Source organism: Bartonella sp. 11B (assembly GCF_002022625.1).
GTDB lineage: Bacteria > Pseudomonadota > Alphaproteobacteria > Rhizobiales > Rhizobiaceae > Bartonella > Bartonella rochalimae.
In genome coordinates this window covers 1002472-1025245 of sequence record NZ_CP019783.1, presented here as the reverse complement: position 1 = coordinate 1025245, position 22774 = coordinate 1002472, and the positions used below count along the sequence as shown (strand labels likewise).

The window sequence follows — 22774 nt, the reverse complement described above, 5'->3', positions numbered from 1 at the left end:
TTTGTTATATTATTGTTTTTAAAAAGTTATTCTATTTAATATAGAAGTGATTAATCTGTATTAAAGATACTTTACCATCTTCCTGATGCACCACCTCCACCTGATGAGCCTCCTCCACCTTTAAAACCGCCCCTATTTGAATGTCTTCTGAATATATTATCAGAGCGTTTACCATCAATACTCAAATTGATAAACCAAAGAGTAAAAATGATTCCCATCCAACGATATTTTTGTGGACCTACTTTTTGTCCAAAAATCATTGCTAAAATAGGTAAACCAATCACTATAAAAAAAATTAAAAATATAATTGTATTAAATATCATTTCTTCTTGTTTTTCTTGTTTACGCTGTATTTCAACGGCTTTAGCTTTTTCCTTGATTCGGGAAATAAAATCAGAATCATTTTCTATAATAATTTTGGTTATTGCGTTGATTGCTTCGATGATACCTTGTTGATAATTCTTATTACGAAAATTAGGAAGAATAAAATTATTAATAATGACTGAAGAAACCGCGTCTGTTAATTCTCCTTCTAAACCATAGCCTACTTCAATACGTACTTCACGTTCGTTTGGAGCAATAACAAGTAAGACACCATTATTCATCTTCTTTTGACCTAGGGCCCACTTACGGAAAAGTAAATTACTATAGGTTTCGATATCAATTCCAGAAAGAGTAGGAACAGTTACAATAACAATTTGATCACCTGTTTGCTCTTCTAAAGCAGAGAGTTTTGTTGTCAAATTTTTTATTGTTGTATGGTCAAGTAAGTGAGCTGTGTCATTAACGTGACCAGTTAAATGAGGAAATGAGATTTGCGAATAGGCAATATCATTCAACGTAATAATTAAATATAAAAAACTTGTACAAGCTAAAAAAACTAAAATAATACTACGTTGAATAGAATATCGAAATGGTATCATTTAATTGAAATTAACCTGCGGTGTTTGTTGAGCATTACTATCAATTGTAAATGTTTGCATAGATTTTGCATCGCGAAACCATAACTTTGCCCAAATCATTGTTGGCATTGTTTTGAGTGCAGTATTGTACACGCGTACTGCTTCAATATAATCACGGCGGGCGATAGAAATACGATTTTCAGTTCCCTCTAATTGTGATTGAAGAGCTAAAAAATTTTGATTTGCTTTAAGATCAGGATAATTTTCAACAATAGCCATCAGACGTGAAAGAGCACTTGATAAATTTGCTTGATTATTGAGATATTGTTGCATAATTTCTGGGTTATTTAACATATCAGCATTGATAGTTGTTTGCGTTGCTTTTGCACGTGCTTCGATAACATCAGAAAGTACGTTTTTCTCATGTGATGCATAACCTTTAACAGTTTCTACAAGATTAGGAACGAGATCTGCACGGCGTTGATATTGGTTTAAAACTTCACTCCATGCTGCATGTGCTTTTTCTTCATTTGTTGGTATTATATTAAATCCACATCCGCTTAAAAATGGTATTAAAAACGCTAAAAAAACAATAATAAAAAATGATTTTAATATTTTTAATTGAGGATAGATAGCTATAGTTCGTTGTGTAGTTAGTACATCTAGCATAAAATATCTCCGAAAACTTGTTCACGTATATAGGGTATATTTTATAATAGGGTATATTTTATATACGGCAAAGCATTTTGAGTTTTGAAACTGACTCATTAATATTAATATCTTTAATGTTTGTTACCGATATTGCTCATTTTAGAGACGCATCAAAAATTCTTCCTTAAATAGTTCAGGCTTTTAAAAACATGAGTAAATGGATTTCATTATAGCATATAATTCCACAACTCGAATTCTTGTGCGCTTAATCAATAATGTTTTTCAATAGACTCTATGTATAAATTAATAAGAAATTGTCAAGCCGATTCGTTAAGTATGTCTGTCTGCACTCTTAATTAAGAACTACTTATAAGTTATTCACATAAATATATGCTGTTTATTTTATAAATTATATCGTGATTAGTTTGTTCAAAATTCTATTATAATAAATTGATTTTATTAAATTTTAATGACTATTTTATCTTTTTAAAATGGTATTTACTATTCTAATACAATAATAAATATTTTTAACGTTCTGTTAACCTCTTGATAAAAAGTGAACTTTAATAATATCATATATACTCACTTGGGAATAAGAATTTTCATAGCATTAATTCCCTTAACTCATATGCAGAGTTTTGTTTGTGTACATGATGTAAAATAGAAATAAGCGGGTTGATAAATGCTTTTAGATAGCAAAGAAAAATTTATTTTCACTGTTAAATTAATATTTCGATTTATTTTTATAGTAGTTTTCACTCAATTGTTAACAGCTTGTGCAAATCCAATAATGCAGCTTTCAACAAAAAATGTTGATAATAATAAAGTTGTAAAGGCTAAAGCTATTTCTGTGCCTGAAAGAATTTTAAATGGACAGAAACAGAATAAATTAAAAAACAAAGTTGCAAAAGGAGTTGTTATTGGTAAGCCTTACCAAATAAAAGGAAAGTGGTACTATCCAGAATCTGACCCAACGTATCAGCGTGTTGGGCAGGCATCGTGGTATGGTTCATATTTTCATGGACGCCCAACTGCAAATGGTGAAGTCTATGATATGAATCTTTTAACTGCAGCACATCCTACTATGCCATTACCTAGCTATGCTCGTGTTACTAATTTGAAAAATGGGTCCTCTATCATCGTTAGAGTAAATGATCGTGGTCCTTACATGAAGAATAGAATTATTGATCTATCAAAACAAGCTGCAATAATGCTCGGTTATTTAAATCAAGGCACGGCGGATGTTAAAGTGGAATATATTTCTGAAGCGCCTATTAATAATTATGATAGTGAATATTTAATGGCTTCTTATAATCCTGGCAATTATAATCCACCTATGATTATGGCATTTTCAGATACTTCAGATACCTTAGATACCGCAGCAGCACAAAAAGATATTACATTGTTTACTTTTAATGCGAATGATTATAATGCGAGTAATCAGAAGGAAAAAAATGAAACTATTTCAATAAGATTGCCGGAAATTGGTCCAGTTTTGATTGATAAGCCTACATCATTCTATCACGTTGCTTCTATTAAAAATAGACGTAGTAAATTAAATGGTGTTTAAAGCATTTTTATAATCTGTAAACACTTTAATTTAAAAAGAGAAGAAACCTTTTCTTATGTAATAAACCGCCTTATGTTGATTCTAAAAGAGAGGGAGAATCAGCGTGTATCTGTTATTGAAGGTTTTATTTTCCTTAATTTGGATATTAATATTCAATGAACAAGGACAAACAAAAAAGTTTCAAACATCTGCATTGCAATTGCTGATATTGGATGACAATACAGATACAATACTTTTTGAAAAACAAAGTGATATTGTTTTTTTTCCTGCTTCATTAGCAAAATTAATGACAGCTGAAGTGGTTTTTTATCAACTCAAAAAAGGATTTTTAAATAAAACACAAAAATTTAAAGTTAGTGAAAATGCTTGGCGAAAAGGAGGGGCGCCTTCCGGTACAACCACTATGTTTGCAAAGGAAAAAACGGAAATTAGTATTTTTGATCTTTTGCATGGCCTTGTTATTGTTAATGGAAATGATGCAGCTGTTATTCTGGCTGAAGGAATAGCCGGTAATGAGGCTAATTTTGCAAAATTGATGAATAAAAGAGCTAAAACGCTTGGATTGCTACACAGCCATTTTGTTAATGCAACAGGGCTGCCTGAAAAAGGACAATTTACAACCTTACGTGATATAATTACATTAGTACGCCATATTGCTCATGAATATCCTGATTATTATGCTCTTTATCGTGAGCCTAATTTTACTTGGAATAAGATCACTCAGCGTAATAAAAATTCCCTTATTTTTCAAGAAAATGATGTAAAAATAGAAGGGCTAGGTTTTGGTTATAGTGAAGAAGTAGGTTTTTCAACTGTTATTTCTGCTTATAATAATCAGCAACGTATTTTTCTTGCAATTAACGGTCTGCAAAATAAACAAGAGCGTACAAAAGAAGTAAAGCGCATTCTTGAATGGGCTATGACAGCTTTTGATCTTAAAACAGTTTTTACAAGAGATGAGGTGGTTGGTTATGCTTCTGTTTATGGTGGAGCACAAAATTCTGTTCCGCTTATTGTTAAAGAGCCGATAAGTTTTATGCTTTTAAAGCAAAAAAATTTTAATGATGTTAACGCAATAATTCAGTATCATGGCCCATTAAAAGCTCCCGTCACTACAGGACAAAAAGTTGGTATTATTCAAATTTTTTCAGATAAACAACTTCTTGTTGAAAAATTAATTTGGGCTGGAGCAGATGTTCAAAAAGGAAATTTTTTTGTAAAAGTAAAAGATGCATTTCATGAAATAACAATTGGATGGTTACGAAAATATTTATAATGAGCAAACATGCACAAAAATAAGGAATTAAGAGATTCATACATGTCAGGCTACTTTATTACATTTGAAGGAGGAGAAGGTGTAGGAAAAACAACTCAAATTTCTTTGCTTGCTCAATATTTAGGTAGAAAAGGTTATGATGTTATTATAACACGTGAACCTGGAGGAACAGCAGGTGCAGAAGCAATACGCTATATTTTATTATCAGGTAGTGTAGCACAATATGGGCCATTTATTGAAACGTTTTTATTTACAGCAGCACGTGCCGATCATGTTTCTGAAATCATTATGCCTTCTTTGCAAGCTGGAAAAATTGTTTTATGTGATCGATTTATTGATTCTACACGTGTTTATCAAGGGATAAATAAAGGGATAAATAATAAAGTGGATGCACATATTTTTTCTATTTTAGAACATATTGGTATGAAGGGAATAAAACCTGATTTAACGTTTTTATTAGATATACCCGCAAAACTTGGTATAGAGCGTGTAAACTTACGAAGAAAAAAAATAGAAAAAATTGATTATTTTGAAAAAGATGATCTCGCTATTCAAGAGCAAAGACGCCAAGCTTTTCTTGAATTAGCGAAACATGAACCCTATAGATTTCAAGTTATTGATGGTACATGCGCAGTTGAAGTAATTGCGGATCAGATAAAAGATATTTGTCATCAGTTACTACCGGCTTTTCCATGAATGATATAAATTTTTTATGTCAATATGATGATATTGACGGCATTTTATCACCTTCACAGAATAATATTCTCATTGGCCATGAAGAGGCTCGTCATTTTTTAGAACAAATGCTTAGAGAAGGGCGGCTGCATCATGCGCTATTATTTGAAGGAGAACGTGGGATAGGAAAAGCAACGTTAGCATTTCACTTTGCTTGGAATATTTTAAATTCTCAAAAAGATAAATTTTTACAACCAGAACAAGATTCAATTATATGGCGCCAAATTAAGCAGGGTAGTCATCCCAGTATTATACATGTCTCACGTCGTTTTAATACAAAAACAAAAAAGTTCAAAACAGGTATCACAGTTGATGATATCCGCGATATCAAGCATTTTTTAAATCAAACGTCTCAAGATAGCTTATGGCGCATTATCATTATTGATTCTGCAGATGATATGAATAAAAATGCTACAAACGCTATTCTTAAAATGCTTGAAGAGCCTCCAACAAAAACTTTATTTATTATTATTTCGCATTCTTTAGGCAAATTGCTTCCAACAATTCGTTCACGTTGTCAAAAAATCTCCCTAAGACCTTTACATAATGATGAAATGCAAAAAGCTATTTCACATTTTTTTTCCAATCAGGTATTAACTAATCCGCAAAATATTGAAACAATTATTCACAAATCTCGGGGAAGTCTTCGAAAAGCAGCATTACTTCTTTGTTATGATGGGCTTGAAGTTATTCAAACTATTAATCAGCTCTTAGAGCAATCTATTTGTAATCCTGTTATTGTGCATAATTTTGCTCAAGCGCTTTCATCATCTGATGCGGAGATACAATTTCAACAGTTTTGTAATGAAATTCTTGATATAATTCACAAAAAAGCTCTTAAGTTAGTAGAAGAGGGAGCTATTCATTTATCAAAAAAGTATGCGCAAATGTGGCAAAATATTTTTCAAGCAATGATAGAAATGCAATCATTTAATCTTGATAAAAAGCAATTTGTGATTAATCTTCTTTTTAAAATTCATGGGATTGTTTATGAAAATAAGTTTTTTCCGTGACAATGTTATGAACAAACATTATGTCACTATATTCTTTGGTTATATTTTACAATGAGTATAATTATGCGTGACATATACTATATAACGACTCCAATTTTTTATCCCAATAGTGCTCCGCATATTGGACATGCCTATAACGCAATTGTAAGTGATACTTTGGCTCGTTTTCAAAAAGCTGATGGAAAAAATGTATTTTTTCTATCTGGTACGGATGAACATGGTCTAAAGATGCAACAAACAGCAGAAATGTTAAATATAACACCTCAACAACTTGCAGATCGCAACAGTGCTGTTTTTCAAAAAATGCTTGCAGTGCTTAATTGCTCTAATAATGATTTTATTCGCACAACGGAAGAACGGCATCATAAAGCTTGTCAAGAACTTTGGAAAAAAATGGAAGCTAAAGGTGATATTTATCTTGGTTGTTATGCTGGTTGGTATTCAGTTCGTCAAGAATCTTACTATGAAGAGAAAGATACCGAAGTTGATCAAGAAGGAGTTCGTCGTGAGAAAGAGTTAGGATCTCCAGTTGAATGGAATGAAGAAGAAAGTTATTTTTTCAGACTTTCACGTTATGAAAAAGCACTTCTTCAACATTATGAAAAATATCCTGATTTTATTGGGCCTAATGAGCGACGCAATGAAATTATAAGTTTTGTTAAATCAGGCCTGAAAGACATTTCCATTTCACGAACAACTTTTGATTGGGGCATTCGTGTTCCGGGAAATCCAAAACATGTAATGTACGTTTGGGTTGATGCACTAACAAATTATCTTACTGGAATTGATTTTTTCAATGAGACTTCGAAAAAACGTAATTTTTGGCCTGCAGATGTCCATATTATTGGTAAAGACATTACTCGTTTTCATGCAATTTATTGGCCAGCATTTTTAATGTCTGCTGAAATTGAATTACCTAAACGAATTTTCGCACACGGATTTTTACTTAATCGCGGTGCTAAAATGTCAAAGTCTATTGGAAATGTAGTTGATCCTTTTGAAATGGTTGATTGTTATGGACTTGATCAAGTACGTTATTTTTTTCTTCGTGAAGTACCATTTGGACAAGATGGTAGTTACAATCATGATAATTTTGTAAATCGCATTAATGCTGATCTTGCTAATGATCTTGGTAATTTAGCGCAACGTTCTTTATCTATGGTTGAAAAAAATTGTAATATGAAAGTTCCTACGCCAGCTGCATTTCTAATTCAAGATGAACAACTGTTGAAACAATCTCTTCAAGTGCTTGAAGTTGTCCGCCAAACTATGTCAAATCAGGCCCCACATTTAGCACTTTCGGCTATTTTTTCAGTTGTAGCAGATGCCAATCGTTATTTTGCTAATGAAGAGCCTTGGAGTTTGCGTAAAAATAATCCAGAAAGGTTTTTTACAGTTCTCTATATAACTTTAGAGGTTTTGCGGCGAATAGGGATCATGCTTTTACCTTTCATTCCACAATCAGCAACTAAACTTCTTGATAGTCTTGCAATTGCTGAAGAGGATCGATTATTGCATCATATTAGTGATTTAAAAATTAAAGAGGAGACAGTACTTCCACCACCAGTACCAATTTTCCCTCGTTATATTTCTAAAGAAAGCTGATATTAACAATGTTAATTGATACGCACTGCCATCTTGATTTTGAGGATTTTTCACAAGACTTGAGTGGAATTATTCAGCGAGCTCTAGCTGCTAATGTTGGACGCATGATAACAATTTCGACACATTCTCATAAGCTCGATAAGCTTTTAGAAATTACACAAACTTATGATCAAGTCTTTTGTTCTGTTGGAACTCATCCTAACTATGTACATGAAGAACAAAATATTCAAGTTGAAAATCTTATTCATTTATCAAGGCATCCTAAAATCGTTGCATTTGGTGAATCTGGACTTGATTATCATTACAATTATTCTTCGCCTCAAGAGCAAAAGAAAAATTTTATAAAGCATATTATTGCTTCTCAAGAAACACAATTACCTCTTGTGATTCATTCGCGTAATGCTGATTTAGATATGGAACAAATATTACGTGAGAAAATAAAAGAAAAATGTTTTCCATTTATTCTTCATTGTTATTCTTCTGGAATGCAGCTTGCTCATGCCGGTATTGAACTTGGTGGCTATATATCTTTTTCAGGTATTCTTACTTTCAAGAATGCTTCTGAAATTCGTGAAATAGCAAAGATTATTCCTCATAAGCGCTTATTGATTGAAACAGATGCTCCGTTTTTAGCACCTGTTCCTTATCGTGGTAAAACAAATGAGCCATCTTTTTTGTATCATACAGCTACTGTTCTTGCTAAAACTATTAATTTAAGCATTGAAGAAGCAATACAAATAACAACGCAGAATGCTTTTCGTTTGTTTAGTAAAATGAAATAGAGCAAAAAATGTGTCATCGATATCGTTTTACAATATTGGGTTGCGGTTCATCACCAGGAGTACCACGTCCTAATGGTTATTGGGGAGCTTGTGATTCAAATAATTCTAAAAATAAACGCTATAGAACTTCTTTATTAGTTGAACGAATTCATAAATTAGGAATGAAAACAACAGCCATTATTGATACTGGTCCAGATTTTCGTTCACAAATGATTAATGCGCGTGTTAGCCATCTTAATGCTGCTGTTTATACGCATTTCCATGCAGATCATACTCACGGTATTGATGATTTACGCAGCTATGCTCTTGCACAAAAATGTTTAATAGATATTTATGCAGATGCTTTTACGTTAAAACACCTTAATAAAGCTTTTGGTTATTGTTTTCAAACGCCAAAAGGATCACATTATTTACCTATTTTAAAAGAAAATCTTATATGTGAAAAAAGTGAGTTTAGAATCCAAGGGGAGGGTGGAGACATTATTTTAAAGGCACATTTACAAATTCATGGCGCCACTCATTCTTTGGGTTTTCGTATTGGTAATGTTGCTTATTGCACAGATGTTAGCGAATTTCCTGAAGAAACACTATCAGGCCTTATGAATTTAGATGTTTTAATTATTGATGCTCTTCAATTTAAGCCTCATCCAAGCCATTTTTCAGTTGATCAAGCATTATATTGGATAAAATATTTAAAACCAAAACGGGCTATATTAACACATATGGATAACTCGCTTGATTATAATGATGTTGTAAATTATGTCCCAGCACATGTTGAGCCAGCGTATCAAGGACTTACTTTTGAAACAAATGTACTATAAGATAGATATTTTATAAATTATCGCATAATATATATTATGGAACTTTAATTCATTAAAATTAATATAAGAATAATTGCTTTCTTATTTTTTCTTATTTTTTACACCTAATTTTGGAAAAAATTGCATAACAGCACCAATACAATAAATGTAAAAACCAGAGATTGAAATTCCAATTTTAATCCAATTTGGAGCATTTAGCTGGTGAAAAAGTGCAGCTATACCAAAACAGCACCATATAAGAAAAATTAGAAAATTAAGCACACGTAATCGGATAACTCTCACTGGATGGATAAAATAAATAGGTAAAAAAGATATAATTGCCGATAAAGAAATAATAATGAAAGTAACATATTCCCCCGGTCTTAGTACAAAAAGCATAAACACTATCATATTCCAAACTACAGGAAATCCTTTAAAAAAATTTTCTTCAGTTTTCATTCCAGTATCTGCGTAATAAATAGCTGATGAAATGATGATAATGGCGCTTAATATAAATGATAGTCTAGGATTCATAAAACCACTTTGATAAAGCGCAAATGCTGGAATTAAAACATAAGTTATATAATCAATAATATTGTCTAGTATTTCACCAGACCAGGTTGGAAGTACACATTTTATGTCTAATTTACGTGCAATTGGCCCATCAATACCATCAACAAAAAGAGCGAGTCCAAGCCAGAAAAACATAGAGACCCATTCTTTTTCGGATGCAGATATTAGAGAGAGAAACGCCAAAAATGAGCCTGAGGCTGTTAATAAATGAACAGAAAATGCTTTTACTTGCAATATTGTTATTATTTTTGGATATAAGCTATCCCTATTGATTTTAGTCTTAGGTTTCAAGGTTTTCTATCCTAATTAGAGCCTTTATTTATTTTTTAAAATGCTATCTCTGTTTATTTTATGACTGATATCTAAAAAGAGTACAAGATAACTACTTTATATTTATTTAGGTAATATAATAAGATATAATTTATGTGAAGATGTTATAACAATTAATATTAAAAAGGCTTAAACAATCTTGATATCTAAAAAAAATATGCATCAAAATATTGCTGTCATTGGTGCTGGCCAAATCGGTATGTTGGCAGCACTTAATCTTGCTCGTAAAGGGCATTCTGTATCTTTGATTGGTCCACCTGCTAAAAGAGATGAATTACGAACAACTGCTCTTATGATGCCTACAATTCATATGCTGCAAACCCTCAATATTTGGGATACTCTTAAATGTCATGCAGCAGCTTTATCTTCAATTAGAATTATTGATATAACATCTCAGATTATACGAGCCCCTACTGTAAACTTTCACTCCATTGAAATTGGTGAAAAAGCTTTCGGTTATAATATACCTAATTTAAAATTAAATGACGCTTTAACCAATACTATTAAACACACACCAAATATTACAAGGTTTTTTTCTTTAGTAAAAGATTTTAGTCATCAAAAAGATCATATTTGCATTATTCTTGAAGATGAAGAAGTTATTAAAGCACCACTTGTTGTTGCTGCTGATGGACGTTCTTCTCCGACAAGAGCAGCGGCTGGAATTAATATCAAACAATGGAATTACCCACAAATAGCACTTGTTTTTAATTTTTTACATAATTTACCTCATCAAAATATATCAACTGAATTTTATACAAAAGATGGTCTTTTTACGCAAGTTCCTTTACCAGGTAATAAATCTAGTCTTGTATGGATTGGTAGCCTTTCTCGTGCTAAAGAGCTTTTGAATATGGAATTAGAAGAGGTTGCAACAATGATTGAAAATCAAATGCAAGCAATTCTTGGTGAAATAAAAATAGAAACTAAGATTCAAACATGGCCTCTTTTAGGTCTTATTCCTGATCTTTTTGCTGCTAATAGAATAATTTTAGTTGGTGAAGCAGCTCATGTTTTTCCTCCCATTGGTGCACAGGGATTTAATTTAGGGATACGTGATATTCAAACTTTGGTTGATCTCATACCCGATGAAGTATCTACTGCTGCTTTAAAAGAAATTACTGCGAATTATAATCAACATCGTAAATCTGATATATTTATTCGAAGTGGTTTCGTTCATACACTTAGCTATGCCTTACTCTCCAATATGTTACCTGTTCATATTTTACGCAGTGCTGGGCTTGAATTATTACGTAATTGCTCACCATTACGTCATTTATTTATGAGAGAAGGAATGGATTATGGTTATGGCTCTAAAACAATTATGAATATGTTCACAACCAAGTCAATTAATAATTAGATTATTGAGTAATGAAGAAATATATTTTACTCTTCTAAATACAAGTCTAACCATATAAAAATGAAAATCTTTAATTTTTTCTCATTATTAATATAAGCTTTAAGAGCTAGAAAATATTTAAAAAGTTTTTTTCATAAATAAAAACTAATATATAAATGCGCGCGCATTAAAATAAACGCTCATACAATTTGTTAAAACGAAAAAAATCTTACTATTTTCTATAAAATAGTATTGAAAATAAAATATTAGGGAACTCATTAAGAATAAAAGGGTTAAGTTAGATAAATGTGAATATTTGAGGAAATTTTTCCCATCAATGGTACATAAACAATGAAATTAAATAAAAGTTTGAGATTAACTATTCTTTTTATGGTAATTGTTTGTATCTCACCCACTGTTATCGCTTTACCAATAAATATTTACTACGATCCCTGTTATCTAACATCCAAATATATTGTCTTTCAAAAAACAAGCAAAGTAGGAAAAAACTCTTTTACCGCTTCACAAATCAGAAATTATCTTACAAAAAATGGTTTTAGAAATATTAAACGGTTACGTTTAGATGATAAAGGTGTTTGGCGTGCTTTAGCAGAATTTAAAAACTGTTATTTTCTTATATCTATTGATTATTCTGGAACAATAAGCATTCAAAATGAAAGAAAAAAATATGATTAATTTAAAAGCTTGTAGTGATATTAATTCAGAAAATTATGGAAGAAGTTTTTTGAAAAGAATTTATTATTATATTAAAGATTTAGCATTGATTGGAGCCCTCAATGGTAGTTTATCAGGAGCAGTTGCAGCAATTCTTGCGAATTATGGCTATATTTCTCTTCCAGGATTTGGTCCAATTATCGCAATAGGTATACGCCTAACACTTCCCGCCGGAATAATAATTGGTGTTACAATAGGATCAGTAATAGGTATCATTATTAGTATTATTTTTAAGTTTTTAAATAATTGTAATACTTTTCAATAATTATTTTTTTTAAGTTTTGTGATGATAAAAATTTAATTATTTATATTATATATGAATTAATTCTTTTCTTTATATTATCATTTTATTTCATCATTATAGATTTTTATTTTAATAAGTTATCTCATTATATATTACAAACATGTTAATTGATATTTATTAAGGCATTATGCGTTTTTTGTATTTTCTCGTAGCAAATGTTATAAAATATTAACAACTCTCCTCCCCTTTCCTGTTTTCTAATATCCAAATTTACAATTAAGATTCAAAAGTATTATTATATTGATGATGCTTATTCATTTTGATAAAAATATTTAAAACAATTTAATTAAAATGTTTAGAAATAAATTTAGGTCATTGACCTTTTAAAAGAACCTTGTAAAAAGTATATTGCTCTTTGAACAAGGTTGTATTTACTTTGGAGGGGTGGTCGAGTGGTTTAAGGCACCGGTCTTGAAAACCGGCGTGCAGGGAACTGTACCGTGGGTTCGAATCCCACCCCCTCCGCCATAGCACTTTTATCGTGCTATAACATACTGATTTTACATGTGTTTTTTTAAGGTGCAGGATTCTTAAATAAAGGTTAGGGAATAGGATCTCATATTTTCTTCTAAAATCTATTACGAATCAATCTCGTTTTTTGTTCTTTTTATTGACGCCATCTCACCATCACCCCAGATATTTACCAGTGGAACGCTATTTTGTGCTGCGACCAGAATGGCGTTTGCTTCTCGAATCGTTTCGTCTCTGATATAATTGCTGTCTGTCCAGGTCAGGCGGTCACGCTCTAGTGCCGCGACATCATTACGTAATAAATGGCTCCGGACCGGTGTTACAGGCTTCAGCCATCAGCATTGCACAAATGCTGATATTCAGTCCGAGACGCGGGAGCTTTGCTCTGATAAATAGGTAAAGGTACCGGCAAAATGGATTCGGGCATCGATTTCCAGTATAAGTTCAGGAAAATCAACGCGTGGCAACATATCGGCCATTCGCTGCCGCAATACGATCAGTGATGCTGTTTCTTCAATGGCATTCAGAAGACTCAAGATCAGCTCAGCTTTATTGCCATTCTCTGCAAATCTGACTGTCGAGTTTTCCGGTAGTCGGTCCTGCACATCACGATATGTTGAATCCAGTTCTGTTGCGATGAGCCGACAGAGTGGCACTAGGTGCTGATGATAATCCCAGAGAGCGGCAGATTATTGGACGCAGAGCTTCCCATTTCTTACTCATTAAAAGTTAAACGTTATTAGCAGATTGAACAAGTGATGTCACATTATTTACAGCATGTTTCAGTACATATTCGGAAATGGTATTGAAGATATTATCACGAATATCAGTATCAGGTAACTTGTCGTCAAGGATCATCCGACATGCTTTTGCCAGTATTTCTGCTGCACGATCCAGATCTTTAAGTGTTCATTGGTGGTTCCGTTTATTTACCTGGATCGCTTCATTGAACAGACCCCAGAGTGTGTTTCAAGTCATTTAAGTGCATCATCCTACACCGTCACCTCCATACAGTAGAAGAATGCAACAAGCGTAACCAGTTTTCTTTTTTCTGGTAAGCACTGAAGCGCTGTTGTTTTAGCCGTTGAGGTATAACGTACCAGGGCAGCAATACGGGTATCCAGACATAACATGCCTTCCCTCTATACCCAAATAGCGGATAGAAAACACCTAGCAATAGAATCAATAAAAAACTTCGGGATGAAATAGAAAAAACATAATAAAATCAATGGAACCAAAAATCCCTAACTTTTAGATAACCTGTTGATTTTATTTAAATATGGTGAGCGCGCAGGGATTCGAACCCTGGACCTACTGATTAAAAGTCAGTTGCTCTACCAGCTGAGCTACGCGCTCCCCAAACAAGTTAACCTTGCTTATGGAAATTGGACTGAACATACGATTGACTCTTCATTTGGTCAATACTTTATTAAAAAAATATTATTTTCTAATTTTATTTATTAAAATTCTATTTATTTCTTATAAACTTTTTTCATTCTCTTTTAATTTAGAAGATAAATTATAATATTATATTAATTGCTAGGAAAATAGCTTAAATATGTATTATTTATCATATCAAAATATTCTAAAGTAAATTTCATTGTAATTAATTAATAAGGAAAATATTTATCACTAACGGGAAAAAGATTATAAATTTATATTATAAAATTATCATAAAAAAGTTTTAAATAACTTTATAAAAAATTCTAAAGCCTTTAAATATTTAATTTCTTTTTTGGCTAAAATAGCAGAAATAATGAATCAAATGAGATCTTCATTAGAGAATTTGCAGGAATTATTATGGTAGCGCCTCGTATTAGTTTTGTTTCTCTCGGTTGTCCAAAAGCACTTGTAGATTCTGAGCGCATTATTACACGCCTTCGTTCTGAAGGTTACGAAATCTCAAATAAACATAAAGGAGCTGATTTAGTTATTGTTAATACCTGTGGTTTTATTGATTCTGCTCGAAAGGAATCATTAGCCAATATCGATGAAGCTATCAAAAATAATGGAAAAGTTATTGTAACGGGATGCCTTGGTGCTGAACCTAATATTATTCTTCAAGCACATCCTAATGTATTAGCTATTACTGGACCACAAGATTATGAAAGTGTTATACGAGCAGTTCATACAGTAATACCTCCAGTTCATGATCCTTTTTTAGATTTAGTACCTCTGCAAGGTATTCGTTTAACACCTCGCCATTACGCTTATTTAAAAATTTCTGAAGGATGTTCTAATCGGTGTAGCTTTTGTATTATCCCTACTCTGCGTGGTAATCTCATCTCACGTCCTATAAGCGATGTTCTTCGCGAAGCAGAAAAACTTGTACTAGCAGGTGTAAAAGAGCTTTTGGTGATTTCTCAAGATACTGGCGCATACGGGATTGATCTTAAATACGCTGAAAGTGTTTGGCAAAATCGCGTTATAAAAACAAAATTTTTAGATCTTTGTCGCGAATTAGGAGAAATGGGGATTTGGGTGAGAATGCACTATGTATATCCTTACCCTCATATTGATGAAGCTATTGAGCTCATGGCTGCAGGAAAAATTCTTCCTTATCTAGATATTCCTTTTCAGCATGCATCACCAAATGTTTTACGTAATATGAAACGTCCTGCTCATGTCGAAAAAATAAGCTGTAGAATTGAAAGATGGCGAGAAATTTGTCCAGATTTAACGTTACGTTCAACATTTATTGTTGGCTTTCCAGGAGAAACTAATGAAGATTTTAATATGCTTCTTGAATGGTTAGAAGAAGCAAAAATTGAACGTGCTGGCTGTTTCAAATATGAATCAGTAAAAGGTGCTGTAGCAAATAATCTTGGATTAGAAAATATTGCAGAAGAAGTGAAAGAAAAGCGTTGGCATCGTTTTATGACAAAACAACAAAAAATTTCCGCATATCTTTTAAAGAAAAAAATTGGAAAAAGACTTCAAGTTCTGATCGATGAAACACAAGGTAAAATCGCTAAAGGCCGTAGTAAATATGATTCTCCAGAAATAGATGGCGTTGTGCATATATCATCTCGAAAACCACTGCGTATAGGTGAGTTTGTTACTGTTAAAATCGAGCAATCAGATTCTTATGATCTTTATGGCAACGTAATTTAAAAATATTAACAATTTAAACTTATTTTATTAGTACTTATAATTATAATAAATTTTTAAAAGAAAAAAGTTTTTTATCAAGCAAATGACTAGGACGAACATTGGTCAAGGCGCGAATCATGGTGTCTTTACGCCCGGGCATTTTTCTTTCAATATCATTAAGCATTTTTTTCATTGCATTGCGCTGTAAACCATCTTGACTCCCACAAAAATTACAAGGAATGATAGGGAATTGCATCGCTTGGGAAAATTTCTCCATATCTTCTTCAGCAGCATAGATAAGAGGACGTAAAACAAAAAGATCTCTCTCGTCATTTATAAGTTTTCCAGGCATAGCTGCTAATCGTCCACCATGGAATAAATTCATGAGGAATGTTTCTAAAACATCATCACGGTGATGCCCAAGCACCAAAGCAGAACATCCCTCTTCACGTGCAATACGATACAAATGTCCACGTCGTAACCGAGAACAAAGTGAACAATATGTTTGTGTTTGTGCTAATTTATCTGTAACAATTGAGTAAGTATCTTGATACTCAATGCGGAATGGAATCTGATAATAATTTAAAAAATCAGGAAGAATATGCTTTGGAAAACCTGGCTGACCTTGATCAAGATTACAAGCTAAAATGTCAACAGGTAGAAGACCTCGCCATTTTAGATCAAGTAAAAGTGCTAGTAAACCATAAGAATCTTTTCCACCTGATAACGCAATAAGCCATTTTTTTCCTGAAGAAAGCATAGCAAAATCATCTAACGCCTGCCGTATATGGCGCAAAAGCCGTTTACGTAATTTATTAAATTGTACAGTTGAAGGTGCAACCCGGAACATCGGATGACAATCATCAGTTTTTTCTTCCGAAGGATCGCTTGTATCCATATTTTTTTTCATTACACAAAATTTGATTAAGGTTTAATTTATAATATCATAACTCTGTATAATATAATGGCTTAATCCTCCAATGATAAATCATAATGCAGTAGTAGACATAACATAGTCTAAGTCTATGTTAATCAATTTGTACGTTTGAATTATACAAATAAAAAACACTAAAACGCATTGCTATAGAAAATAAGAATAAATCACACTTAGCTTATAGTATTGAAAACATTGCTGCTGCTAATAAATAAAAAATAGCATAACAATTTTTAATATATAGCGAAAATTAAAACAATGATCTCTATATTAAAGCCTAACGAGAGTAAAACTCAACAACCAAATTCGGTTCCATATGAACAGCATACGGAACATCTGCAAAAGCGGGTATACGGGTAAAGGTTGCTTTCATCTTGTTATGATCTACATCAATATATTCAGGTACATCACGCTCAGCTAATTGTATAGATTCCAAAACTAAGACAAGCTGTTTTGATTTTTCACGAACTTCAATCACATCACCTGGTTTACAACGGTATGACTGAATATTTGTACGACGACCATTTACATTAACATGACCATGATTAATAAATTGACGAGAAGCAAAAATGGTAGGCACAAACTTTGCACGATAAACAACAGCATCCAAACGTGACTCTAGAAGACCTATAAGATTTTCACCCGTGTCACCACGGCGACGAGCGGCCTCTTCATAAGTTTTACGAAATTGCTTTTCTGAAATATCACCGTAAAATCCTTTTAGTTTTTGCTTAGCGCGCAATTGAACCCCATAATCAGAAAGTTTTCCTTTACGACGTTGACCATGTTGCCCAGGACCATATTCACGACGATTCACTGGAGATTTTGGACGCCCCCAGATATTTTCTCCCATACGGCGGTCAATTTTATGTTTTGTTGTTTCGCGTTTACTCATCGCATTTCCTTTAAATAAAAAATTAAATCTTAAGGAAACGCACCCTCCTCTGTTTTCAAAAAAGAAAACTGACAGGATAACTCATGCATTAATTGCAAAATCACCCACGGGACACGTTAATTAGTGATTGTTCTCAGAAAAAACACTTTGATTTCTACTTATCTTACAATTTAAAGTCAACTCCCTTCATTACTTTTAAGTGAAATTTTTGCAATAAATTCTCAGTTGCAGGACTTATATTTTGTGATGTAAACAAAGCGAAATCTGTATGTTTCTTCATATTCTTGTTTTGGACATTGATTGGTAATAATGATCTTATATGTTTAGCTATAGCTTTAGCTGGATCGATCCAATCAACGGGCCATAAAGCTTGTTCACGAAATAAGTTAATCAGAAAAGGGTAATGCGTGCAGGCTAATACAATAGTATCAGTTAGTTTACTATTTTTTTCAATAAAACATGGCAAAATTTCATGGCGTAATTCTTCATGATTGACAGGATAACCATGTAAATAATTTTCGGCAAATCCTGCCAGCTTTTCACTTCCGACAAGCTGTACATGACATTGATCAGCAAAAGAATTGATTAATTCATGTGTATATGCACATCTAACTGTGCTAGGAGTTGCTAATACTGAAATAACACCAGATTTTGTTTGTTCAGCTGCTAATTTAATTGCAGGGACAGTTCCTACAAAACGAATATTTGGAAATGCTCGTCGTAAATCTTTTATCATTAATGTAGAAGCTGTATTACACGCAATCACACATAAAGCAGGATTATAAAGTTCTAAAAGATATGTAAAAATCTTTAAAATACGGCGTTTTAAAATCTCTTCTTCCCAAATTCCATAGGGAAATCCTGCATTATCAGCAATATAGATAAATTGGTATTCGGAGACAAAAAGGCGTACTTCTCTTAATATCGTTAATCCACCAATACCACTATCAAAAAAAAGAAGAGATTGTTTACTCATTAGGTATTCACATTTGTTTTAATTTTTTGCGGTCACGCCCTTCGGGGGCTCCACTCCCTCGTGGAAATTTAGGAGAAAAATGATCCAGTGAAGATATAACACCTCGTAGGAGCTGAATTTCAGACTCACTAAAATTTGCGCGTGTAAAAACAGAGCGTATATTGGTAACCATTACTTCTTTACGTTCTTGAGGTCTAAAATATCCACGAACATCCAGAGCATCTTCCAACTGTGACAAAAAACCATGAAGTGTTGCTTTATCAGCTGGTTTGAGCTCTACTGCACGAAAAGCTGTATCATTCGAATCTTCCAAACCTGATTTCATCCATTCGTAAGCTATTAATAAAACAGCTTGAGCTATATTAAGTGATGCGAAAGCAGGATTAACTGGAAAAGTAATGATCTCGTCAGCAAGGCTAATTTCATTATTTTCCAATCCCCACCTTTCTCTTCCAAATAAAATACCTGTCTTATGGCCAATATTCTCATAATAACGCAAAATATTTGCAGCTTCCACGGCACTTTTAACAGTTTTAAAACCACATCTTTCACGTGCTGTTGTAGCGTAAACATAATTTAAATCTGCAATTGCATCGCATAATGTATCAAATATTAGTGTATCATTAATGATATGATCTGCTTTGCTGGCTGTCGCTCTAGCTTTTTCATTTGGAAATATTTCTCGTGGTTTAACAAGTCGAAGCTTCGATAAACCAAAATTAGCCATTGCTCTCGCTACCATCCCAATATTTTCTGATAATTGTGGCTCAACTAAAACAATAATTGGGCCATTCATTACATTTTGACCTTTTCTATTTGTTCCAGCCATTCACTTCACCAGTTTCCATAAATTATGCCTTCATTATTTTTAAATAAATATTTCATGAAATAACCTTATTGAAGGCAACCATAACTAATTTATTTTTGCAAATGATGCTATTCTATTGATTGAATAATCAATAGAAATAATGAATTTTTAAAGAAAAATAACTAAAATATTTATAACAATAATACCTTAATTACAAAGGCGTTATTTAAACACTAAGATAACATTAGTATAATTCTTCAATTATTATCTGAGTTGAATTAAAAGATCATACACTTTAATAAAGGCTGTATGCTCTTTGTTTCTAAACTTCATCCTGCAAAACTCATTTGTCGTTATAAACGCTTCCTTGCTGATGTCAAAAAAAGTGATCAACACATCTTTACGGTTTCTGTTCCTAATACTGGTTCGATGCTTGGATTAACAACTTCTGATTCTAATGTTTGGCTTTCATATAGTGATACCCCAAAACGGAAATACCCATATCGATTAGAAATTGTTGAGGCAGATAATACCTTAGTTGGTATTAATGCAACTTTAGCAAATAAACTTGCTCTGGAAGCAATTCAAAATGGGTTATTGCCTGAATTTAGTGATTATAAAACAATTTTAAGCGAACAATGCTATGGGCAATCACGTATTGATTTTCTCTTACGTAATAATGATTTATCTGAATGTTATTTAGAAGTAAAAAATGTCCATTTCATACGACAAAAAGGTTTAGCAGAATTTCCCGATACCATAACGAAACGTGGTGCACGTCATCTTGAAGAACTCATAAAAATTGTGCAACAAGGAAAACGAGCTGCTATGCTCTATGTAATTCAACGAGAAGATTGTTCAGCTTTTACAGTTTGTCATGACCTTGATCCCATTTATGGATGTAAATTTGATTTAGCATTAAAATCAGGGGTAGAATTTTATGCTATAAAATGTCACGTAAGTGTTGAGGGTATTTTTCCGATTCATCAAGTAAAGATAGAAAATAGAAAAAAAAATGGTTAGTTATGTTGAATATAATAAAGCTCCCTTAAGATTTAATGGACAAATCCGTATTTTCGATGATTACGCTTTTTCTCAAATGCGTAAAATTGGTCGTATTGCCGCAGAATGTCTGGATGCTCTCACCAATATTATTAAGCCTGGTATTACAACACGAGAAATTGATAACTTTGTTTTTGTTTTTGGGGCTGAGCGAGGTGTTTTACCCGCTGATTTGAATTATCACGGATATGAGCATGCATGTTGTACATCCATTAATCATGTTGTTTGCCATGGCATACCAAATGAAAAACCCTTGCAAGAAGGTGATATTGTCAATGTTGACGTCACATTTATTCTTAATGGTTGGCACGGAGATTCGAGTCGTATGTATCCCGTTGGACAAATCAAGCGTGCTGCAGAACGCTTAATACAAGTAACGCATGAAAGCCTTATGAGAGGAATAGCTGTAGTAAAACCTGGAGCAACTACAGGTGATATTGGTGCTGCCATTCAACATTATGCAGAATCTGAACGCTGCTCCGTTGTAAGAGATTTTTGTGGACATGGAATTGGCCAACTTTTTCATGATGCGCCAAATATTTTACATTATGGAAAACCAGGTGAAGGCGTAGAGCTTAAACAAGGCATGATCTTTACTATTGAACCTATGATTAATCTTGGCAAACCAGAAATTAAGGTTTTATCCGATGGTTGGACTGCAGTTACCCGCGACCGTTCTCTGACAGCACAATACGAACATACAATTGGCGTAACAAGTGAGGGATGTGAAATATTCACTGAGTCTCCTAAAAATATTTTTTATACTTTAAATTCAAATAATTAAATAAATATAGAAATACCATGGCAAAAAAGACCTATAAAAATGTAAGCGCCAAAAACAGTCTCTTTGAACTAACATCAAGTGTTCCATCTCATCCAGTATCACAAACGAATAATAAAAAAATTAAGAAAAATTCAAAGATAAATAAACATTATCAAGGACATCGTGAGCGTCTTCGTAAACGCTATTTAAAGACGAAGGGTAATGCAATTGAAGATTATGAATATCTTGAACTATTGCTTTCTCGCACTATCCTTCGAGCCGATATAAAACCGATAGCTAAAAATTTATTAGCGAGTTTTGGTTCATTAGCTGATGTATTAAAAGCTGATATTCATCGTCTTCAAGAAATTGAAGGATGTGGTCCGGCTACTGCTGTTGATCTAAAAATTATTTCAGATGTAGCAGGACGCTTAGCGCGTGCACAATTATATAAACGTGATATTTTTTCTTCATGGGATAAAGTATTAGCTTATTGCAAAGCTGTGATGGCTCATGAAACGCGTGAACAATTCCGTGTGTTATTTCTTGATAAAAGGAACGGTTTGATTTCTGATGAAGTACAACAAACTGGAACTATTGATCATACTCCCGTTTATCCTCGTGAAGTAATTTCTCGAGCTTTGGAATTATCGGCATCAGGATTGATCTTAATTCATAACCATCCTTCAGGTAATGCTTCACCTTCTAAAGCAGATATATCAATGACATATAGATTAAAAGATGCTGCAAATGCATTAGAAATTACTATTCATGATCACATTATTATTGCCCGTAATAATTATACAAGTTTTAAAGAGCTGAAGCTTATATAAAATTCACTTAGAGAGAAATTTCATTTAATCACAATTATGTATTAATTATCTAAGTCGATACTTAATATAGCCATAGAAAAATTGTAAGATACTTCACCGTCATCTTCATCGCGATAAATGACACCTAGAAATTCATCTCCAATATAAACTTCGCAAGAATCATTTTTTTTAGGCCGAGCCTTTATTTGTAAGGACGAATTTTGAAATTTGGTTTTAAAATAACTATCAAGTTTTTTGATCTCATCAACATTCACTGCACTCTCCTCTATTTTGAGATGATCAACTTAATGCATTATTGTATCAATAAGCTGCTTTTATTACCAT

The 22774-nt window shown here is 32.7% G+C and carries 24 protein-coding genes and 2 tRNA genes; 15 read left to right on the top strand and 11 right to left on the bottom strand.

Annotated features, from left to right (window positions below; translation table 11 throughout):
- Positions 1-71 precede the first annotated feature (71 nt).
- Together Bho11B_RS04415 and Bho11B_RS04410 are read right to left on the bottom strand one after the other, a co-directional pair.
- The gene (locus Bho11B_RS04415) at positions 72-923 is read right to left on the bottom strand and encodes a YgcG family protein (RefSeq protein WP_035005781.1); all 852 of its coding nucleotides are present in this window, start codon (positions 921-923) and stop codon (positions 72-74) included.
- Positions 924-1571, bottom strand: a complete 648-nt coding sequence (locus Bho11B_RS04410; protein WP_078673764.1) for a LemA family protein — start codon at positions 1569-1571, stop codon at positions 924-926.
- A gap of 664 nt (positions 1572-2235) precedes the next feature.
- Between Bho11B_RS04410 and Bho11B_RS04405 the strand changes: the two genes are divergently transcribed.
- The 7 genes from Bho11B_RS04405 (at position 2236) to Bho11B_RS04375 (ending at position 9355) form a co-directional block, all read left to right on the top strand.
- Positions 2236-3123: a septal ring lytic transglycosylase RlpA family protein gene (locus Bho11B_RS04405; protein WP_035005785.1), complete on the top strand. Its 888-nt coding sequence runs from the start codon at positions 2236-2238 to the stop codon at positions 3121-3123.
- Between the two features lie 103 nt (positions 3124-3226).
- On the top strand, positions 3227-4399 hold the full coding sequence (locus Bho11B_RS04400) for a D-alanyl-D-alanine carboxypeptidase family protein (protein ID WP_078673763.1): 1173 nt from the start codon (positions 3227-3229) through the stop codon (positions 4397-4399).
- Positions 4400-4441: 42 nt separating this feature from the next.
- Positions 4442-5095: a dTMP kinase gene (tmk, locus tag Bho11B_RS04395; RefSeq protein ID WP_078673762.1), complete on the top strand. Its 654-nt coding sequence runs from the start codon at positions 4442-4444 to the stop codon at positions 5093-5095.
- The gene (locus tag Bho11B_RS04390; RefSeq protein ID WP_078673761.1) at positions 5092-6147 is read left to right on the top strand and encodes a DNA polymerase III subunit delta'; all 1056 of its coding nucleotides are present in this window, start codon (positions 5092-5094) and stop codon (positions 6145-6147) included. The genes tmk and Bho11B_RS04390 overlap by 4 nt, the downstream gene beginning before the upstream one ends.
- 63 nt (positions 6148-6210) lie before the next feature.
- The gene (metG, locus tag Bho11B_RS04385) at positions 6211-7752 is read left to right on the top strand and encodes a methionine--tRNA ligase (RefSeq protein WP_153300819.1); all 1542 of its coding nucleotides are present in this window, start codon (positions 6211-6213) and stop codon (positions 7750-7752) included.
- Between the two features lie 8 nt (positions 7753-7760).
- The gene (locus Bho11B_RS04380; protein WP_035005792.1) at positions 7761-8534 is read left to right on the top strand and encodes a TatD family hydrolase; all 774 of its coding nucleotides are present in this window, start codon (positions 7761-7763) and stop codon (positions 8532-8534) included.
- An 8-nt stretch (positions 8535-8542) separates the two neighbouring features.
- On the top strand, positions 8543-9355 hold the full coding sequence (locus Bho11B_RS04375) for an MBL fold metallo-hydrolase (RefSeq protein ID WP_035005794.1): 813 nt from the start codon (positions 8543-8545) through the stop codon (positions 9353-9355).
- Positions 9356-9436: 81 nt separating this feature from the next.
- On the opposite strand, the gene pcsA is transcribed toward Bho11B_RS04375, so the two are convergent.
- A complete protein-coding gene (pcsA, locus tag Bho11B_RS04370; protein ID WP_078673760.1) occupies positions 9437-10198 on the bottom strand; it encodes a phosphatidylcholine synthase in 762 nt (253 codons plus the stop codon).
- 178 nt (positions 10199-10376) lie between these two features.
- Here pcsA and Bho11B_RS04365 point away from each other — a divergent pair, with 178 nt between their 5' ends.
- From Bho11B_RS04365 to Bho11B_RS04350, 4 genes are all read left to right on the top strand, one after another.
- The gene (locus tag Bho11B_RS04365; RefSeq protein WP_153300855.1) at positions 10377-11597 is read left to right on the top strand and encodes a UbiH/UbiF family hydroxylase; all 1221 of its coding nucleotides are present in this window, start codon (positions 10377-10379) and stop codon (positions 11595-11597) included.
- A 330-nt stretch (positions 11598-11927) separates the two neighbouring features.
- Positions 11928-12272, top strand: a complete 345-nt coding sequence (locus Bho11B_RS04360) for a hypothetical protein (RefSeq protein WP_035005797.1) — start codon at positions 11928-11930, stop codon at positions 12270-12272.
- Positions 12250-12576: a hypothetical protein gene (locus tag Bho11B_RS04355; RefSeq protein WP_078673758.1), complete on the top strand. Its 327-nt coding sequence runs from the start codon at positions 12250-12252 to the stop codon at positions 12574-12576. Before Bho11B_RS04360 ends, Bho11B_RS04355 begins: the two co-directional genes overlap by 23 nt.
- 417 nt (positions 12577-12993) lie before the next feature.
- A tRNA-Ser gene (locus Bho11B_RS04350) sits at positions 12994-13083 on the top strand.
- Positions 13084-13193: 110 nt separating this feature from the next.
- Here the strand turns inward: Bho11B_RS04350 and Bho11B_RS07370 are convergent.
- The 3 genes from Bho11B_RS07370 to Bho11B_RS04340 all read right to left on the bottom strand — a co-directional run bounded on the left by Bho11B_RS07370 (position 13194) and on the right by Bho11B_RS04340 (position 14442).
- Complete coding sequence (locus Bho11B_RS07370; protein ID WP_078674095.1) at positions 13194-13418, bottom strand: Tn3 family transposase; 225 nt, start codon at positions 13416-13418, stop codon at positions 13194-13196.
- 397 nt (positions 13419-13815) lie between these two features.
- A complete protein-coding gene (locus Bho11B_RS07335) occupies positions 13816-13944 on the bottom strand; it encodes a hypothetical protein (RefSeq protein ID WP_256363462.1) in 129 nt (42 codons plus the stop codon).
- A 422-nt stretch (positions 13945-14366) separates the two neighbouring features.
- Positions 14367-14442: transfer RNA gene (locus tag Bho11B_RS04340), tRNA-Lys, on the bottom strand.
- A 444-nt stretch (positions 14443-14886) separates the two neighbouring features.
- Here Bho11B_RS04340 and rimO point away from each other — a divergent pair.
- The gene (rimO, locus tag Bho11B_RS04335) at positions 14887-16200 is read left to right on the top strand and encodes a 30S ribosomal protein S12 methylthiotransferase RimO (RefSeq protein ID WP_078673757.1); all 1314 of its coding nucleotides are present in this window, start codon (positions 14887-14889) and stop codon (positions 16198-16200) included.
- Between the two features lie 40 nt (positions 16201-16240).
- On the opposite strand, the gene ttcA is transcribed toward rimO, so the two are convergent.
- The 4 genes from ttcA to Bho11B_RS04315 form a co-directional block, all read right to left on the bottom strand.
- Positions 16241-17089: a tRNA 2-thiocytidine(32) synthetase TtcA gene (gene ttcA, locus Bho11B_RS04330; protein ID WP_035005802.1), complete on the bottom strand. Its 849-nt coding sequence runs from the start codon at positions 17087-17089 to the stop codon at positions 16241-16243.
- A 301-nt stretch (positions 17090-17390) separates the two neighbouring features.
- A complete protein-coding gene (gene rpsD, locus Bho11B_RS04325) occupies positions 17391-18008 on the bottom strand; it encodes a 30S ribosomal protein S4 (RefSeq protein WP_078673756.1) in 618 nt (205 codons plus the stop codon).
- Positions 18009-18171: 163 nt separating this feature from the next.
- Positions 18172-18984, bottom strand: coding sequence for a glutamate racemase (gene murI, locus Bho11B_RS04320; RefSeq protein ID WP_035005806.1), 813 nt, complete (start codon positions 18982-18984; stop codon positions 18172-18174).
- Positions 18985-18991: 7 nt separating this feature from the next.
- Positions 18992-19813, bottom strand: coding sequence for an RNA methyltransferase (locus tag Bho11B_RS04315; RefSeq protein WP_035005807.1), 822 nt, complete (start codon positions 19811-19813; stop codon positions 18992-18994).
- 288 nt (positions 19814-20101) lie between these two features.
- Between Bho11B_RS04315 and sfsA the strand changes: the two genes are divergently transcribed.
- Genes sfsA through radC form a run of 3 tightly spaced genes read left to right on the top strand, consistent with a single transcriptional unit; the run spans position 20102 to position 22450 of the window.
- Positions 20102-20815 carry a DNA/RNA nuclease SfsA gene (gene sfsA / locus Bho11B_RS04310; protein ID WP_078673755.1) on the top strand — a complete coding sequence of 238 codons (714 nt, stop codon included), beginning with the start codon at positions 20102-20104 and terminating at the stop codon, positions 20813-20815.
- Positions 20808-21638, top strand: a complete 831-nt coding sequence (map, locus tag Bho11B_RS04305) for a type I methionyl aminopeptidase (RefSeq protein ID WP_078673754.1) — start codon at positions 20808-20810, stop codon at positions 21636-21638. Before sfsA ends, map begins: the two co-directional genes overlap by 8 nt.
- Before the next feature lie 17 nt (positions 21639-21655).
- Positions 21656-22450 (top strand): DNA repair protein RadC, encoded by a 795-nt coding sequence (gene radC / locus Bho11B_RS04300; protein WP_078673753.1) that lies wholly within the window; start codon positions 21656-21658, stop codon positions 22448-22450.
- A 41-nt stretch (positions 22451-22491) separates the two neighbouring features.
- Here the strand turns inward: radC and Bho11B_RS04295 are convergent, their stop codons facing one another.
- Entirely contained in the window at positions 22492-22704 is a 213-nt protein-coding gene (locus Bho11B_RS04295) for a DUF3126 family protein (RefSeq protein WP_078673752.1), read from the bottom strand.
- Positions 22705-22774: the final 70 nt, after the last annotated feature.